This is a genomic window from Halorubrum ezzemoulense DSM 17463, assembly GCF_002114285.1.
Classification (GTDB): domain Archaea; phylum Halobacteriota; class Halobacteria; order Halobacteriales; family Haloferacaceae; genus Halorubrum; species Halorubrum ezzemoulense.
Window position 1 is genome coordinate 16,399 of record NZ_NEDJ01000014.1, and the last position, 14,523, is coordinate 30,921.

Below are 14,523 nucleotides of genomic sequence, written 5' to 3' on the forward strand. Positions count from 1 at the left end.
GTTAGCTCCCCCGTTCCGCGCGGTTCCGCAGCAGAATCGCCGTCCCGTTCATGCCGACGAGGATGAGAAGTAGCGTGATAACGCCTGCGGCGACGACGCCGTAACGGAAGTCGGCCTGCGGGAAGCCGGCCCACGTGTAGATCTGCATCGGCATGGCGCTGAACCGACTGAACAGGCTGTCCGGCGCCCTGAACACGGTCGTCGCCGCGCCGATCATGATCAGCGGCGCCGTCTCGCCGATCGCGCGGCCGAGCGCGAGGATCGTCCCGGTGAGGATGCCCGGCATCGCCTCGGGCAGCACCACGTTCTTCGTCGTCTGCCAGCGCGTCGCGCCCATGGCGTCGGAGCCGCGCCGGAGGTCGTCCGGCACCGACCGGATCGCCTCCTGCGCGGAGATGATCGTGATCGGGAGGATGAGCAGCGACAGCGTCAGCGCCGCGGTCACCGCCGTCCCGATGCCGAGACCGAGGAGGTTCGCGAACAGTCCCAGCCCGAGGAGCCCGTAGACGACCGACGGCACCGCCGCGAGGTTCGCGATGTTGACCTGGAGGATCCGCGTCAGCGTCCCGAGCGGCCCGGTCCCCGGCGTGTATTCCTCCAGGAAGACGGACGTGCCGACCCCGAGCGCGAACGACAGCACGGCGACCAGCGCGATGATGATGACGGACCCGACGATGGCCGGATAGAGTCCGGCGTCCGACGGCGTCCGAGAGGGTGCCGCCGTGAGGAACGACCCGTCGAGCCACGGGTCGGGGGCCGGGAAGCCAAGTGCTCCGACGATCAGCGCGCCCAGGACCGCGCCCGCGGCGAGGAGCAGCGGGAGCCCGAGGCCGGCGAGACCCTCGCCGGCGTCGACGACGCGAGAGACGTACACCGCGGTCGGCACGCCGATCGAGACGAGCACGAGGAGGACCGTCGGGGAGGGCAGCCCGGCGCCGGGCGCCAGGAACCCCCCGGCAGTCGCGGCGGCGAGCGGGACGCCGCCGACGGCGGCCGCGGCGACGCGCCCCCGGCGGTCGGCGACGAGGAGCGCCCCCGCGACCGCGACCGGGACGGCGACCGTCCAGAGGTAGATGATCAGGTCCGACGGGTACGTCGGGATCACCTCGCGGAGGAACACCGCGGCGACCAGTCCGCCGAGGCCGACCGGCGCCGCCGCGGTCCGCGCTCGGGGCGTCGACCGTCGCCGCCCGAACGCGTACAGCCCGACGGCCGGGAGGACCCCGAGCGTGTACGCGAGGAACCACAGCAGCGGGTCGAACACGAGGAACAGCGTGCCGACCGCGAGCCCGACGGCGGCTCCGCCGACCAGCCGCCCGAGGAGTCCGAAGCCGACCGCGCCGACGCGGCCGCCGCTGCCGACGTACGCGAGGTACGCGGTGACCGGGGCCGCGACGACGAAGAGGTACGCGAGCTGCCAGTTGAGCCGCGGAATCGGCACGACGAGCGCCTCGATGGCGGTGAACAGCGCGGCGACGGCGACGAGGCCGCCGCCGAGCGCGCCGAGCGCGCGTCGGGTCACGGTCGGGTCGCTCGCGCTGTACAGGCAGAACGCGAGGAACGGGACGACGAGCGTGAGGAAGTACGTCAGCAGCCACTCCGGGCTCGCGTTCGCGAGATCGAAGGCGTCGATGGCGACGTACACGAGGAGCACGCCGAGCGCGACGAGGCCGAACACGCTCGCGCCCAGGGACAGGTACTCGAAGACGATTCCCCGGACTCGACTGACCTCGCCGAAGCCGTTCGCGTTCGCGTTGTCGGTCGCCATCAGTACTCCTCCCGGTAGCGTTGCGCGATGATATCACTGATCACGTTCATGACGAGCGTTACCGCGAACAGCGCGAGGCCGAGCGCGAACATGGAGTTGTACGGGAGCGTCCCGCCGGTGAGGTCGCCGCCGGTGATCTGGACCATCGCGACGGTGATGGTCATCCCGGACTCCAAGAGCACGTCGGCCGGGTTGACGAAGGGGATACCGAAGAGCGCCTCCCGGACCGCGGGCATCCGCGCCTGCGCGCCCATGGCGACGACGACGATCATCGTCTCGCCGATAGCGCGGGAGACGGCGAGGATGTACGAGGAGGCGATCCCGGAGATCGACGCCGGGACGACGATGCCGGTCGACACCTCGAACTTGGTCGCGCCGAGCCCGTAGCCGGCCTGCCGCAGCTCGTCGGGCACGGCGCTCATGGCGTCCTCGGAGATCGACGACACCATCGGGATCGTCATGATCCCGACCATGATCGACGCGGACAGGGCGTTGAACGTGCTCATCTCCGGGAACAGCGTCGCCTTCAGCGCCGGAGTGACGTACACGAGCGCGAAGTACCCGTACACGACCGTCGGGATCCCCGCGAGGATCTCCAACAGCGGTTTCAGGATCGACCGGGCGTTCGGGGTCGCGTACTCGCTGAGGTAGATTGCCGTGAGCGTCCCGATCGGGATCGAGATGAACGCCGCGGTGATCGTCACCGTGATCGTCCCGATGAGAAGCGGGATGATGCCGAACGCCTGCCCGCCGCCGGCCGGGTTCGGGCTCCAGTTGGTGCCGGTGAGGAACTCGGCGACCGAGATCGAGCGGAAGAACACCACCGCGTCCGACAGGAGCGTGACGAAGATTGCGGCCGTGGTGAGCAGGGTTATCGCCGCACACGCCGCGAACAGGCCGCCGTAGGTTCCCTCTTTCAGTCGTGTGAGCCCGCCCCGCCGCGACAGGTCGGGACTCTCTGTGCTGTCAGTCACGAACGGTGGGGTATCGAACGCTGTCGTAAATCAATACACCGGTTCATCGCGCCGGCTCAGCCCTGCGCCTGCTCGATCGCGTCTTCGAGCGTCTGCATCTGTTCCTCCTGCGTCTCCTCGGTGGCGGGCACGTAGCCGACGTCGTTGGCGACGAGCTCCTCGTTCGTCGTCTGTTCGACGAAGTAGCGGGCGAACTCGGCGATGTGCTCCTCGCCGAGCGACTCGATCGACGGGTAGGTGAAGAGGGGCCGCGAGAGCGGCGTGTACTCGCCCGACGAGGCGGTTTCGAGGCTCGGCTCGACCGGCCCGTCGCCGTCGTCGATGCCGAGGGCCTTCAGCTGGTCGGGGTTCTGGAAGTAGTACGCGAAGCCGAAGTAGCCGATCGCGTACGGGTCGCCGGAGACGCCCTGGGCGATCGTGTTGTCCTGCTCAGTCGCCTGATAGTCGCTGGTGTGGCCCTCCTCTTCGAGGATCGCCTCGATGAAGTAGTCGTACGTGCCGGAGGTGTCGGCGGCGCCGAAGCGGTTTATCTCCTCGTTCGGGAACTCATCGCGGACCTCGTCCCACGTCTGGACGGGGTCGGACTTCCAGATCTGGGCGAGCTCCTCGGTCGTGAGCGAGTCGATCCAGTCGGCGTCGGGGTTGACGACGACCGTGAGCGCGTCGGTCGCCGCGATCAGCTCGACGTACTCGACGCCGTTCTCCTCGCATAGCTCCTCCTCCTCGGGCTGGATCGGGCGGCTCGCGTTGTTGAAGTCGGTGTCGCCCGTACAGAAGAAGTTCGAGAATCCGCCGCCGGACCCCGTCGAGCTGATGTCGGGGTCGACGCCGGGGTGCTGCTCGGCGAAGTCCTCCATGACCGCGCTCATCAGCGGGAACACCGTGCTCGAACCGGCGATGTTGATCGGACCGGAGAGCTCGTCGCCGCCCGAGCCGCCGTCTCCGCTCTGCGTACAGCCGGCGAGACCGAGCGCCCCGGCGCCGGCGATCGCCGCGAGCGATTTCCGCCGCGTGATTCCCGTTGCGTCCGCGTCGTGACTGGACTCCATTACGTGTGGGTGGACGAGTTCCGGTTAAGTAGTATGCTATGAACGGTACGTGGTGTCGCATACTCCCCAGTACGGCTATATGCTTCCACATATTCTATATAGTAGTATATACTCCCGAAGAGCGACGGTCGGCGGGGAGAGACGGCGGCGCGCGGCTCCTCGGCGCCGGATCGGGGCGAAACCGGGACGTGGTTTTAAGTCCTCGTACCGGGAGAACCCGGACGAATGACGCCTCCCACGACCGACGGGCCGCCGGCGCCGACGACCTCCCGGGAGGAGGCGTGGGTGGCTCACGCCGCGCTGCTCGACGCCGCGCGGAGCGCGACCGACGACGAGGCACCGTACCACCGCCCGATCGAGTCGTTAGAGCGGGGCGCGGCGCTCGACGACGAGGGCGTCGCCCTGCTCCGCGACGCGCTCGTCGACTACCTCGGCGACGCGCCGGTCCGCGACCGCGCCCCCGGGCGAGCGCTGTTGCGGCGCACGGACGAGGCGACGGACCGGCGGTCGCGGCGAGCGTAGGGACGGCGGTCGCGGCGAGCGTCTCGGTCCGGCGGCTCCGACGGACCGAGTCCCCACGCTACGATCCGACCTCCACCGCCTCGATCAGCAGCTCCGCCACGTCAACGATCTCGATCTGGTCCTCGAAGTCCCCCGTCTTCCGCCCGTCCTCGAACATCGTCGTACACATCGGACAGGCCACGACGAACTTCTCGATCGACGCCCCCGCGTCGGTGTCCTCGACGGCCTCACGGAGGCGCTCCTCGCTCGGCTTGACTTCCTCCTCGTGTTCGGTCCAGAGCCCGCCGCCGCCGCCGCCGCAGCAGAACGAGTCGTCCCGCGACCGGGGCATCTCGTGGAGGTCGGCGCCGGTCGCCCGGATGAGCTCGCGGGGCGCCTCGTACTCGTCGTTGTACCGGCCGAGGTGACAGGGGTCGTGGTAGGTGACGGTGTAGTCCAGCTCGTCGCCCGAGAGGCCGAGCCGGCCCGCCTCGACCAGCTCCTCGACCACCTGCGTCCAGTGGAACACGTCGACCGCGCCCTCAGCGTTCCACGGCTCCTCGCGCTCGAACGGCATCATCGGGTCGTCCGCGAACTCCGCGAAGTCGACCTCGGGGTACTCGTTTTTGATCGTGTTGTAGGAGTGCGGATCGGTACAGACGATGTTCTCGAACTCGCAGTCGGCGAACGTCTCGACGTGGTGGCCGGCGAGTTCGAGGTAGAGGAACTCCTCGCCGATCCGGCGGATGTCGTTGCCGTCCGTCTTCTCGTCGTCAAAGAGGATGCCGAACGACACGTCCGCCTCGTCGAAGAGGCGGGCGAGCGCACGCGCGACCTTCTTGTTCCGGTCGTCGAAGCTCGGGTAGTCGCCGACGTACCAGAGGTACTCCACCTCGGTCTCGCGGGCGTCCGGGACCTCGACGCCGTCGAGGTCGTCGGCCCAGTCGCCGCGGGTCGCCTGGGAGTCGCCGAAGGTGTTCCCCTTCTGCATCACGTCTTGGAACACGTCTTGGAGGTTCGAGTCGACCGCCCCCTCGTCGACGAGCTGGCGGTTCATTTTCGTGAAGGAGGTGAGGTGCTCGATGTCGACCGGGCAGGCGTCCATACACGCCATACAGGACATACAGGACTTCATCGACTCGGCGTCGATGACGCCGCCCTCGTCGGCGACGATGGGGACCGTGCCGCCGTCGGTCGCCGCGGGACCGCCTCCGCCGCCCGAGCCGGCCACCGGGTCGTCGCTCACCGACTCGCGGTACGACTTCAGATCGAGGATGACGTTCCGCGGGTCGAGGTTGCGCCCGACCGTGTCGGCGGGGCAGGCGTCGGTACACCGGCCGCACTTCGTACAGGCGTCGCCGTCCATCAGCTCCTTCCACGTGAAGTCGTCGAGCGACTCCGCGTTCGTGTGGTCGAGGTCCGCGGGGACGTTCGGGAGCCGCGCGCCCGCCTTCTCGTCGCGGGCGACGACGTTGGCGAACGACGAGATCATGTGGAACGGCTTCGCGTAGGGGATCCACGCCACGAACGCGAACGCCAGCAGCGAGTGGCTCCACCAGAGGACGCCGTATATCGCCTCGGCGCCCGCGGCCGTGAGCCCGGCCGACTCCAGCCCGGTCGCGAGCGCCATCCCGACGAAGCTCACCGTCTCGGTCGCCCGCCCCGGCTGGCCGACCATGCTCACGCCCTCGACGACGAAGCCGCCGACGCCGAGCAGGAACAGCGTCCACACGAACGCGTCGTCCTCGAAGGAGGTGTGTTTTCCCCAGAGCCGCCCCTCGCGCTGCCGGTAGCGGCGGTACGCGGCCATGCCGACGCCGACGACGAACAGCAGGCCGAACGCGTCGACGGCGAACTGGTACGCGAGGTAGAAGTCGCCGACCCAGAAGGACTCGCCCGTGAGCGGACGGTAGAGGTCGATGTCGATCCCGAGGATGGTCGTCGCGACGAGCAGGACGAGGAACCCCCACAGCACGAACGTGTGCATCACGCCGGTGTAGAGGTCCCCGTCGAACTGGTTCTCGTTCGCGAGGACGGTCTTCGTCGCCCCGATCACCCGTCCGGGGAGGTCCGACAGCCGGTCTCGCGGGTCTTCGCTCCCGCGCGCGTACGCCGCGAACCGCGCGTACACGCCGTACAGGAAGACGAGGATCGCGACGACGGCGAGCCAGTAGAACGCGGCCTTCCCCACCGGACCGATGGTCCAGAAGGTTTCGCGGGTGGCCGCCTGTAAGGGAGTCATGATCGATCACCGGGATACGGCCGGGTTAAAACTTGCCACAGCGCAGCGGCCGCCGCGCGGCGTTCGCGCGAATCGAAGGGCTCCCGCCGCGGGGGAGATCCCGGTCCGCGCAAGCGACGACGGCTCAGACGGCCCGAAACAGCGCCGCCGCCAGCAGCGCTCCCGCGAGCGCCAGCGCCGGCGCGTCGATCCGGGTGAGCGTCAGCCGCGGCAGCGTCGGGTTCCACGCGAAACAGCGGGCCGAGAGCGCCGTGGAGAGGCGGTCCGCGCGCCCCAGCGTCCGGGTCGCGCCCGCGACGGCGACGCGCTCGATCCGGTCGACGAGCGGGCGTTCGGTGCCGAGCCGGGCCGCCGACGCCTCCCTGACCGCCGTGATCTCCCGCCGGAGAACCGGGAGGAACCGGAAGACGAGCGAGACGCCGACGCCGAGGAACACGCCGGGGCGACCCGGGACGGTCCGCTGGATCGCCGCGCGCGACTCCCGGACCGTCGTGGTACGGACGTACGCCGCGCTGACGACGACGACGAGCAGCACGCGGTAGCTCGACAGCGCCGGGTAGACGGCCGCTCCCGGGTCTATCGCCGGCGGAGACAGCTCGATCGTCGCGACGAGCGGCGCGGCGACGAGGAAGGGGAGGATGACCCTGAACGAGCGGACGACGCCGGCGAGCGACAGCGACGCGAGCCGGGCGACCGCGAGCGCGAGGACGGACAGGACGGCGAGCCCGCGGGGGGTCGTGTACGCGAACGCCGCGGCGGCGAACGCGACCTGAACGGCGATCTTCGCCCGGGGGTCGAGCCGGTGCGCGACAGTCGAGCCGGGGACGTAGCCGATCATCGCGTGTCGGACTCGCCCTCGAGGCGCTCGCTCGCCGGGACGTGGACGTCGAGCGCGGGGAGTTCGGCGCGCGCCGCCTCGGGCGGGGCGTCCAACGCGATCGACCCGTCGGCGAGCGCGATCACCCGGTCACACCGGTCGATCAGGCCGCGCAGGTCGTGAGTGACGACGACGATCCCCGTTCCGTCGGCCGAGAGCGACGCGAGGTGAGACAGCAGCGAGCGACGGGCGGGCTCGTCGAGCCCCGAGAACGGCTCGTCGAGGACGAGGTGGTCCGGCGCCATCGCCAGCGCGCCGGCGACCGCGACACGGGCCTTCTCGCCGCCGGAGAGCGCGTCGATCCGCTCGTCGCCCCGCCCGGCGAGGTTGACCGCGTCGAGGGCGGTCGCCACGCGTCGGTCGATCTCGTCGTGGGACAGACCGAGGTTCTCGGGGCCGAACGCCACGTCGGCCGCGATCGTCGCGGCGACGAAGCTGTCCGCCGGGCGTTGGAACACCATCCCGACCGCCGTCCGCGCCGCGACGAGGTCCGCCTCGGCCGGGACGCCGTTGACCCGGACCTCTCCCTCGGTGGGCGAGAGCAGGCCGTTGAAGTGACGGACGAGCGTCGTCTTGCCGGAGCCGTTCGGGCCGGTGACGAGGAGGAACTCGCCGTCGTCGACGGAGAGCGAGACCGAGTCGAGCGCGACCGCCCCGTCGAACGCGTGCGTGAGGTCGCTGACGGCGATCACGCCGGGTCAGGCAGCCGCGATCGCGTCGTTCTTGACGATGCCGACGGCGGCGGCGATCTTGACCGCCTCGACGGGGACGAAGGCGAGCGAAGAGACAAGGAACGCCTGCCACAGCGACGCGTACCACGGGTCGTACTGTATCACCGCAAAGCCGACCGTGCCGAACCCGTAGATGATCGCGGTCCCGGCGACCATCGCTCCCACGAGGACCGGCGTCGGGACCGCGTCGACCTCGGAGAGGCTCGTCCCGCGGTGGGCGACGAGCCCGATCACTCCCGCGGCGAAGGGGTACGACCAGAGGAACCCGAGCGTCGGGCTGGCGATCAGGTAGCTGATCCCCGCGGTGCCGCCGGAGAAGACCGGCGCGCCGACCGCGCCGGCGGCGAGGTACAGGACCATCGAGAGCGACCCCCACACCGGGCCGAGCATGATCCCCGCGAGGAACACGCCGAGGACCTGGAGCGTGATCGGTACCCCTGCCGAGAGCGGGTTCGGGAAGGAGACGTACGCGAACGCCCCGACGAGCGCCGCGAACAGCGCGGCGCGAGCGAGGTTCGTCGCCGCCTCGTCGCCGACGAGATCGACGGACTCCGTGTTCGTTGCCATGACTCAACGGACTCGTAAACCCACTTCAACGTAGCGGTTTACGAGCTCTGGGCGGGCGGGCAGCGCAGCCGGACGTCGAGTCGAGCACTTCGGGACTCTCTCGATAATCTCTGAATAATAACGTTCATCCCTACCCGGCGTCCACGACGCGAGTATGCCGAAGATAAGCGTCGAGAGCCCGGCGGAGCTGCTCGCCGACCTCGACGACCACGTGGGCGACGACGAGAAGTTCGTGAACCGCAGCGACGCGGTGCGCGCGTCGATCCGGAAGACCCTCGACCTGCTCGACGAGATCGACGCCCGCCACGACCGGCTCGACGACGACCCGGCGACGGCGGCGGGGTTGGAGGGGAGCGAGTCAACGGAGGAGACCGATGAGTAGTCGGACGGCGGCCGGCGGGAACGGGCCCTTCCGGACCGACCCGCTGGACCGGACGGCGGTCGCGGCGGTGGCGCTTATCACGCTGTTCACGGTCGCGCTCGGGACCGCGCAGCTCACCGCAGCGAAGGTGCTCGCGCTGCCGCTCCCGTTCGCGCTGCCGGTGGTCGGCGCGGAGATCCTGCTGCCCGGCGCCGCGCTCGCGTACGCGCTCACGTTCCTCGCCTCCGACTGCTACGCGGAGCTGTACGGCCGGCGCGCGACGCAGGTGGTCGTCAACGTCGCGTTCCTCGCGAACTTCCTCGTGTTAGCGCTGGTGTGGTCGACGCTCGCGGCGCCCGGTGTCGACCCCGAGGTGTCCGCCGCCTTCCAGGCGGCGCTCGGACCGGCGGCGAACATCGTCGCGGGCAGCCTGCTGGCGTACGTCGTGAGCCAGAACTGGGACGTGTTCGTGTTCCACGCGATCCGCGACCGCACGGGCGAGGGAATGCTGTGGCTCCGCAACATCGGCTCGACCGCCACGAGCCAAGCGATAGACACCGCCATCTTCGTCGGCGTCGCCTTCTACGCCGCCCCGCTCTTGCTCGGGGTCGGGCCGGTGTTCGACCCGCCGGCGCTGCTCGCGCTCGGACTGGGTCAGTACCTGCTGAAGCTCGCGATCGCCGTCCTCGACACGCCGGTCGTCTACCTGATCGTCGGCGCGGTCCGAGACTGACTGCTTTCGACGGCGTTCGACCGCGTTTCGTCGCTTTTCGCCTCGCTCGCTGCTCAAGCGACCGCCAGCGCCCGCGCCGGGCGGTCGGGGAGATCGACCGGGACCTGCTCGAAGGAGTCGCCGGCGTCGCGGGTCACGAAAAGCCCGCGGTTCGAGAGCGCCCAGATCTCGCCGCCGGACCGCCCGGCCGCGAGGACCGCTCGATACGTCCCCTCCCCGGTCGGAACGCCGCGGTCGTCGAGGCGCTCGAACGCGCCCGCGTCGCCCGTCGCCCCCGTCCCCTCGTCCTCCTCTTCCCCGCCGCGACGGTAGCGGTACAGGTGCGCCTCGCCGCGGCGGTGGGCGGCCGTCGCGCCCCGGGCCGCGCTGACCACGGCGGTGTCCGGGTCCCCGGGGTCGACCGCGAGCCCCCAGACGTAGCCGTGGTCGAGGCCGGCGTCGCGGACGCGCCACGAGTCGCCGCGGTCGTCGCTCTCGGCGAAGCCGTCGCCGGCGGCGGCGTAGACACGGTCGGGGGCGTCCGGGTGCGTCGCCATCGCGTGGGTGTCGCGGCGCGACCCCGGCGGGCGGTCGGTCCACGTCGCGCCGCCGTCGGCCGTCACGGCGAGCGCACCCGCCTCGATCCCGAGGAGCCAGCGGTCCGGATCGGCGGGACAGGGTTCGATCCACCGGACGTGGTGCGTGTCGGGTCGCGGCGGGAACGACCACTCGGACGCCGAGGGGAGGTCGGTCAGCCCGCCGACCAGTGCCGCCGTCTCGCCGCCGTCGACGGAGCGGTACGCGCGCGAGGGCTCCGTGCCGATCCAGACGACCGAGGGGTCGTGCGGGCTCGTCGCGACCGCGGTGACCGCGTCCGGGCCGGACCCCTCGGGACCGAGCGTCGACGCGGCCGCGCCCGCGAACCGCTCGCCGCCGTCGACGGAGCGGAACAGCCCCGCGTCGAAGGTCCCGGCGAGGACGCGCGGACCGCGGGTTCCGGCTCCCGCCGCGCCGTCGCCGGGGTCCGCGACGGAGAGACAGTCGACGCGCTGGCCGGAGAGGCGAGTCTCGACCGCGCCGGTCGCGGGGTCGACGATCCGGAGCCCGTCGTCGTACGCCGCGTAGACGCGCATGGTTCGACGTTCGCCGGGAGGGCTCAAAAGCGTACGCCAGTCGCCGAGAGGAACGAGTCGCCTAGGGAGGGCGAGAGTCGTCGTCGGAACCGGGCGCTGGCGCGCCGCGAACCGGGTCCGCGAGCGCAAGAGACTTACCGCCGCCACCCGTGTGAACTGTACGCATGGATCTTCGCGTTCAGGGGGACGTTCCTCCCGACCCGTTTCTCGGCGCCGCGGACCTCTTCGAAACCGAGCGCTCCGTGGAGGCGCCGGTCCGCGTCATGGTCCGCGAGGACCCCGACGAGCGGACGTGGGCCGGCCACTACGACGACCACCACGTCCTGAACGTCTCCCGGCGGGCCGCCACGAGCGCGATGGCGCGCGAACTGGCGATCCACGAGCTCGCGCACATGGCCCGGTACGAGGAGGGACACCCCTCGCACCTTCAGTCCACGGAGGAGGCGTTGTACCTCGGTCTCTCCGGTGAGAAGGTCGAGCGCCGCAAGCTCGCGCACTGCTACCAGATCGCGAACCACATGAAAGACATCTACGCCGACGACATCACGCTCGCGGTGGCGCCCGCGAACAAGCTCCTCGGCTTCCTCGAATCGACGCTGGCGGCCGCGGTCGCGGACCGCCCCGACGTGTCTCGTACCGGTTCACCGCCGGTGACGGCGGGCGCCGACCCGGAGATCACCGCCGTCAACGCCGCGTTCGCGCTCGCCCTCGTGGAGCGACACGACATCGCTGGTCCTGACCACCGCATCTACGACCTCGCGCGCGCGGCCGGCAGCGACACCGACGCCGTCGACGTGGACGCGTTCAAAGCACGGTTCCTCAACCTCGGTCACGACCCCTCGAAGAGCGACTACCGGAAGGCGCTCGTCGCGGCCGCCCGCGCGTACGCCGTTTGAAAGCCGGGGAGGCGTGGGGCTGTGGTGCGGCAGGAGGTTTGGCGGTGGTCTTCGCCGCTTCGGTGATGGCTGTTTATAAGTGAACGGCTGGGTCTTCTGACGTTCGTACTGACAATCGCGGTCAGCTACCCACAGACAATCGCATCGAACTCCGAAGATGTCGTAGTCCGCGACTATTCCGCGTCGTTCCGAGCGGGCCCGCCCTCGCCGTCCGTCTCCGCCGCCTCGGTCTCGTCGGTCAAGTCGGTGGCCTCGACCGGGGCGCTCGAGTCCGCCGCCCCCGCGTCGCCGTCGAGGACCGTCACGCGCGCGGACATGATGCGGGTGTTGTCGACGCGCTCGATACGGATCCGGATCTCGTCGAACTCGATCTCTTCGCCCTCCTCGACGAGGCGCCCGGCGCGGTTGAACACGAAGCCCGCGAGCGTCTCGAACTCCTCGCCCTCCGGGAGGTCGATCCCGAGGATCTCGTTGACCTCGTCGATGTTCACCTCGCCCTGGACGACCGCGACGTTGTCGTCGACGAACTCCACCGGCGCCTCCTCGTCGCCCTCGAGGATCTCGCCGACGATCTCCTCGACCATGTCCTCTAAGGTGATGATCCCCTCCGTGGTGCCGAACTCGTCGATGACCGTCACCATCTGGAGGCGGTTCTCCTGCATCTCCGCGAGCAGCTCGTCCGCGTTCTTCGACTCCGGGACGTGGAGCGTGGGCTTGACGACGCGCTCGAGAGAGGGCTGGCCCTCGGAGTAGCGCAGTTCGCGGACCAGATCGCGCACCGTCACCACGCCGATGATGTTGTCGAGGTTCCCCTCGTAGACGGGGACGCGCTCGTGGTCGGCCTGGATACACGTCTCGATCGCCTCCTCGACGGAGTCCTCCTTCGCGACCGCGGTGACGTCGAGCCGCGGCGTCATCACCTCCTTGGCGATGGTGTTGTTGAACCGGAAGATGCGGTCGAGCATCTCCCGCTCCTCCTCCTCGATGACGCCCTCGCGCTCGCCCGTCTCGATGATGTCCTGGATCTCGTCGCGGGTGACGTACGTCGACTCGATGGCCGCCGAGCCGCCGATGACGCTGTTGACGCCCTTGACGATGTAGTCGAAGAGGACGACGAGCGGGTAGAGGGCGTACTCGGAGGCCTTCAGCGGGCGGGCGATCCGCAGCGCCCACGACTCGGTGTTCTCGACGGCGTACGACTTGGGTGCGCTCTCGCCGAAGATCAGCACGAGCGTCGTGATCCCGAAGGTCGTCGCCAGCACCGACTGCCCCCGCGAGAGGTAGATCCCGAACAGCGCGGTGGCGATGGAGGTCATCGCCACGTTGACGATGTTGTTCCCGACGAGGATCGTCACCAGCAGGCGGTGGGGGTTCTGTTTCATGTCGCGGATCGTCTTCGCCCCCGTCACCCCCTCGTCGACGAGGCTATCGATGCGGTGTTGCTGCAGCGAGAACATCGCGATCTCGGACGAGGAAAAGAACGCCGAGAGCCCGATGAGAAGCATAATCGCAACGACACCGAGGGCGGTCACGACCTCTTGACCCGGCATCGGTATCTGGAGGACATCGACCACCGGCGCACTAGACGACAAGCCCATGTTCGTTTGTCATCCGTCGGCCCGCGATTAAAGCGTTCCCTTCGACTAACCCGGAAGCGACCCGACCGCCGCGGAAACGGTCGCCGTGCCGCGCACCCGAGCGCGCCCACCGGTGCGCGCGGTGCCCCGAATCGTCGCCGACTCGGATCCGCCGACACCGAGGGTGCCGCTGCCGACACGATTACCCGTCTCGCGGGCGAATCGCGAGGCATGACCGAGCCACAGATCACCCTGTACCGGCTCCAAGCGTGTCCGTACTGCGAGCGCGTGGTCCGGACGCTGAACGAACTCGACGTGGCGTACCGCTCCCGATACGTCGAGCCGATGCACTCGGAGCGCAACGTCGTCAAGCGCGTCTCCGGCGCGCGGAGCGTCCCGGCGATCGTCGACCACGAGACGGGCGTGACGATGTCCGAGAGCGCGAACATCGTCGAGTACCTCCGCGGCACGTACGGCGACGCGGCGGCCGACGGCGGCCGCGCGGTCGACGCCGAGGGAGGTGCCTGAGATGCCCGACTTCGACGTCGTCTCTCTCCCGGAGCCCGACCATGTCGACGAGGGCGACGCGGCGCCCGACTTCACCCGCCCGCTCGTGAACGGCGAGTACTGGGAGGACCGCTCGCTCGCCGACGTCGTCGACGGGCCGACGCTCCTCCTCTTCCACCCGATGGACGGCGCGTTTCAGGGGACGTACCTCTACAACACGGTCGACGACCACGGGTGGAGCGACGAGGTCGACGTCCTCGGCGTCTCGATCTCGACGCCGTACGCCCACAAGCGCCTGCTCGCCGACAGCGGCGACGGCGTTCGCATCTTCTCTGACCCGGGCGCGGGCGTGATCGAGGAGTACGGCCTCGCGCACGACATCGACGGCATGACGGGGGTCACGGAGAGTCGTCCCGCCGTCTTCCTCCTCGACGCCGACCGAACCGTCGAGTACGCGTGGGTCGCGGGCGAACACCCCGCATTCCCCGACGCCGAGGCGATCGACGACGCGGTCGCGAACCTCGTCGACTGATACCCTCGCGCTCCGCGGCCGCGTCGTCTCCCGGCGGGCGTCGGTGGGGGCGGCAACGTCCACTCGTCACGCTTTTTCAACTCGGCACCGAATAGC

At 69.8% G+C, this 14,523-nt stretch carries 15 protein-coding genes; 6 read left to right on the forward strand and 9 right to left on the reverse strand.

All coding sequences use genetic code 11. The features are described from left to right. Position 1: 1 nt before the first annotated feature. Genes pstA through B9H04_RS05940 form a run of 3 tightly spaced genes read right to left on the reverse strand, consistent with a single transcriptional unit; the run spans position 2 to position 3,791 of the window. The gene (gene pstA, locus B9H04_RS05930; protein ID WP_049931480.1) at positions 2-1,768 is read right to left on the reverse strand and encodes a phosphate ABC transporter permease PstA; all 1,767 of its coding nucleotides are present in this window, start codon (positions 1,766-1,768) and stop codon (positions 2-4) included. Next, positions 1,768-2,742 carry a phosphate ABC transporter permease subunit PstC gene (pstC, locus tag B9H04_RS05935; protein WP_049931479.1) on the reverse strand — a complete coding sequence of 325 codons (975 nt, stop codon included), beginning with the start codon at positions 2,740-2,742 and terminating at the stop codon, positions 1,768-1,770. The genes pstA and pstC overlap by 1 nt, the downstream gene beginning before the upstream one ends. A 56-nt stretch (positions 2,743-2,798) precedes the next feature. Next, complete coding sequence (locus B9H04_RS05940; protein WP_049931478.1) at positions 2,799-3,791, reverse strand: PstS family phosphate ABC transporter substrate-binding protein; 993 nt, start codon at positions 3,789-3,791, stop codon at positions 2,799-2,801. A 225-nt stretch (positions 3,792-4,016) separates the two neighbouring features. Here B9H04_RS05940 and B9H04_RS05945 point away from each other — a divergent pair, with 225 nt between their 5' ends. Then, positions 4,017-4,313, forward strand: a complete 297-nt coding sequence (locus tag B9H04_RS05945) for a DUF7853 family protein (protein WP_049931477.1) — start codon at positions 4,017-4,019, stop codon at positions 4,311-4,313. 58 nt (positions 4,314-4,371) lie between these two features. Here the strand turns inward: B9H04_RS05945 and B9H04_RS05950 are convergent, their stop codons facing one another. The 4 genes from B9H04_RS05950 to B9H04_RS05965 all read right to left on the reverse strand — a co-directional run bounded on the left by B9H04_RS05950 (position 4,372) and on the right by B9H04_RS05965 (position 8,709). Further along, positions 4,372-6,534, reverse strand: a complete 2,163-nt coding sequence (locus B9H04_RS05950; RefSeq protein WP_049931476.1) for a (Fe-S)-binding protein — start codon at positions 6,532-6,534, stop codon at positions 4,372-4,374. A 124-nt stretch (positions 6,535-6,658) separates the two neighbouring features. Then, the gene (locus B9H04_RS05955) at positions 6,659-7,372 is read right to left on the reverse strand and encodes an energy-coupling factor transporter transmembrane component T family protein (protein WP_049931475.1); all 714 of its coding nucleotides are present in this window, start codon (positions 7,370-7,372) and stop codon (positions 6,659-6,661) included. Next, positions 7,369-8,103, reverse strand: a complete 735-nt coding sequence (locus B9H04_RS05960) for an energy-coupling factor ABC transporter ATP-binding protein (protein ID WP_085682534.1) — start codon at positions 8,101-8,103, stop codon at positions 7,369-7,371. The genes B9H04_RS05955 and B9H04_RS05960 overlap by 4 nt, the downstream gene beginning before the upstream one ends. 6 nt (positions 8,104-8,109) lie before the next feature. Then, positions 8,110-8,709 carry a biotin transporter BioY gene (locus tag B9H04_RS05965; RefSeq protein WP_049931473.1) on the reverse strand — a complete coding sequence of 200 codons (600 nt, stop codon included), beginning with the start codon at positions 8,707-8,709 and terminating at the stop codon, positions 8,110-8,112. A 154-nt stretch (positions 8,710-8,863) separates the two neighbouring features. Here B9H04_RS05965 and B9H04_RS05970 point away from each other — a divergent pair, with 154 nt between their 5' ends. Further along, complete coding sequence (locus B9H04_RS05970; RefSeq protein WP_085682535.1) at positions 8,864-9,091, forward strand: CopG family ribbon-helix-helix protein; 228 nt, start codon at positions 8,864-8,866, stop codon at positions 9,089-9,091. Further along, entirely contained in the window at positions 9,084-9,803 is a 720-nt protein-coding gene (locus tag B9H04_RS05975) for a queuosine precursor transporter (protein WP_049931471.1), read from the forward strand. The genes B9H04_RS05970 and B9H04_RS05975 overlap by 8 nt, the downstream gene beginning before the upstream one ends. A gap of 53 nt (positions 9,804-9,856) precedes the next feature. On the opposite strand, the gene B9H04_RS05980 is transcribed toward B9H04_RS05975, so the two are convergent. After that, positions 9,857-10,915, reverse strand: a complete 1,059-nt coding sequence (locus tag B9H04_RS05980; RefSeq protein WP_049931470.1) for a WD40/YVTN/BNR-like repeat-containing protein — start codon at positions 10,913-10,915, stop codon at positions 9,857-9,859. A 164-nt stretch (positions 10,916-11,079) separates the two neighbouring features. On the opposite strand from B9H04_RS05980, the gene B9H04_RS05985 reads away from it, so the two are divergent. Then, complete coding sequence (locus B9H04_RS05985; RefSeq protein WP_049931469.1) at positions 11,080-11,811, forward strand: DUF5781 family protein; 732 nt, start codon at positions 11,080-11,082, stop codon at positions 11,809-11,811. A 173-nt stretch (positions 11,812-11,984) separates the two neighbouring features. On the opposite strand, the gene B9H04_RS05990 is transcribed toward B9H04_RS05985, so the two are convergent. Next, a complete protein-coding gene (locus B9H04_RS05990) occupies positions 11,985-13,409 on the reverse strand; it encodes a hemolysin family protein (protein ID WP_049931468.1) in 1,425 nt (474 codons plus the stop codon). A gap of 210 nt (positions 13,410-13,619) precedes the next feature. Here B9H04_RS05990 and B9H04_RS05995 point away from each other — a divergent pair, with 210 nt between their 5' ends. Further along, positions 13,620-13,916, forward strand: coding sequence for a glutaredoxin family protein (locus tag B9H04_RS05995; RefSeq protein ID WP_049931467.1), 297 nt, complete (start codon positions 13,620-13,622; stop codon positions 13,914-13,916). Between the two features lies 1 nt (position 13,917). Continuing rightward, a complete protein-coding gene (locus tag B9H04_RS06000; RefSeq protein ID WP_085682536.1) occupies positions 13,918-14,427 on the forward strand; it encodes a redoxin domain-containing protein in 510 nt (169 codons plus the stop codon). Positions 14,428-14,523 lie beyond the last annotated feature (96 nt).

What these genes read in the sequence shown, in the direction of transcription:
- pstA (WP_049931480.1), bottom strand. Translation starts at nt 1,768, where the DNA reads ATGGCGACCGACAACGCGAACGCGAACGGCTTCGGCGAGGTCAGTCGA.
- B9H04_RS05940 (WP_049931478.1), bottom strand. Translation starts at nt 3,791, where the DNA reads ATGGAGTCCAGTCACGACGCGGACGCAACGGGAATCACGCGGCGGAAA.
- B9H04_RS05945 (WP_049931477.1), top strand. Translation starts at nt 4,017, where the DNA reads ATGACGCCTCCCACGACCGACGGGCCGCCGGCGCCGACGACCTCCCGG.
- B9H04_RS05950 (WP_049931476.1), bottom strand. Translation starts at nt 6,534, where the DNA reads ATGACTCCCTTACAGGCGGCCACCCGCGAAACCTTCTGGACCATCGGT.
- B9H04_RS05955 (WP_049931475.1), bottom strand. Translation starts at nt 7,372, where the DNA reads ATGATCGGCTACGTCCCCGGCTCGACTGTCGCGCACCGGCTCGACCCC.
- B9H04_RS05965 (WP_049931473.1), bottom strand. Translation starts at nt 8,709, where the DNA reads ATGGCAACGAACACGGAGTCCGTCGATCTCGTCGGCGACGAGGCGGCG.
- B9H04_RS05970 (WP_085682535.1), top strand. Translation starts at nt 8,864, where the DNA reads ATGCCGAAGATAAGCGTCGAGAGCCCGGCGGAGCTGCTCGCCGACCTC.
- B9H04_RS05975 (WP_049931471.1), top strand. Translation starts at nt 9,084, where the DNA reads ATGAGTAGTCGGACGGCGGCCGGCGGGAACGGGCCCTTCCGGACCGAC.
- B9H04_RS05980 (WP_049931470.1), bottom strand. Translation starts at nt 10,915, where the DNA reads ATGCGCGTCTACGCGGCGTACGACGACGGGCTCCGGATCGTCGACCCC.
- B9H04_RS05985 (WP_049931469.1), top strand. Translation starts at nt 11,080, where the DNA reads ATGGATCTTCGCGTTCAGGGGGACGTTCCTCCCGACCCGTTTCTCGGC.
- B9H04_RS05990 (WP_049931468.1), bottom strand. Translation starts at nt 13,409, where the DNA reads ATGGGCTTGTCGTCTAGTGCGCCGGTGGTCGATGTCCTCCAGATACCG.
- B9H04_RS05995 (WP_049931467.1), top strand. Translation starts at nt 13,620, where the DNA reads ATGACCGAGCCACAGATCACCCTGTACCGGCTCCAAGCGTGTCCGTAC.
- B9H04_RS06000 (WP_085682536.1), top strand. Translation starts at nt 13,918, where the DNA reads ATGCCCGACTTCGACGTCGTCTCTCTCCCGGAGCCCGACCATGTCGAC.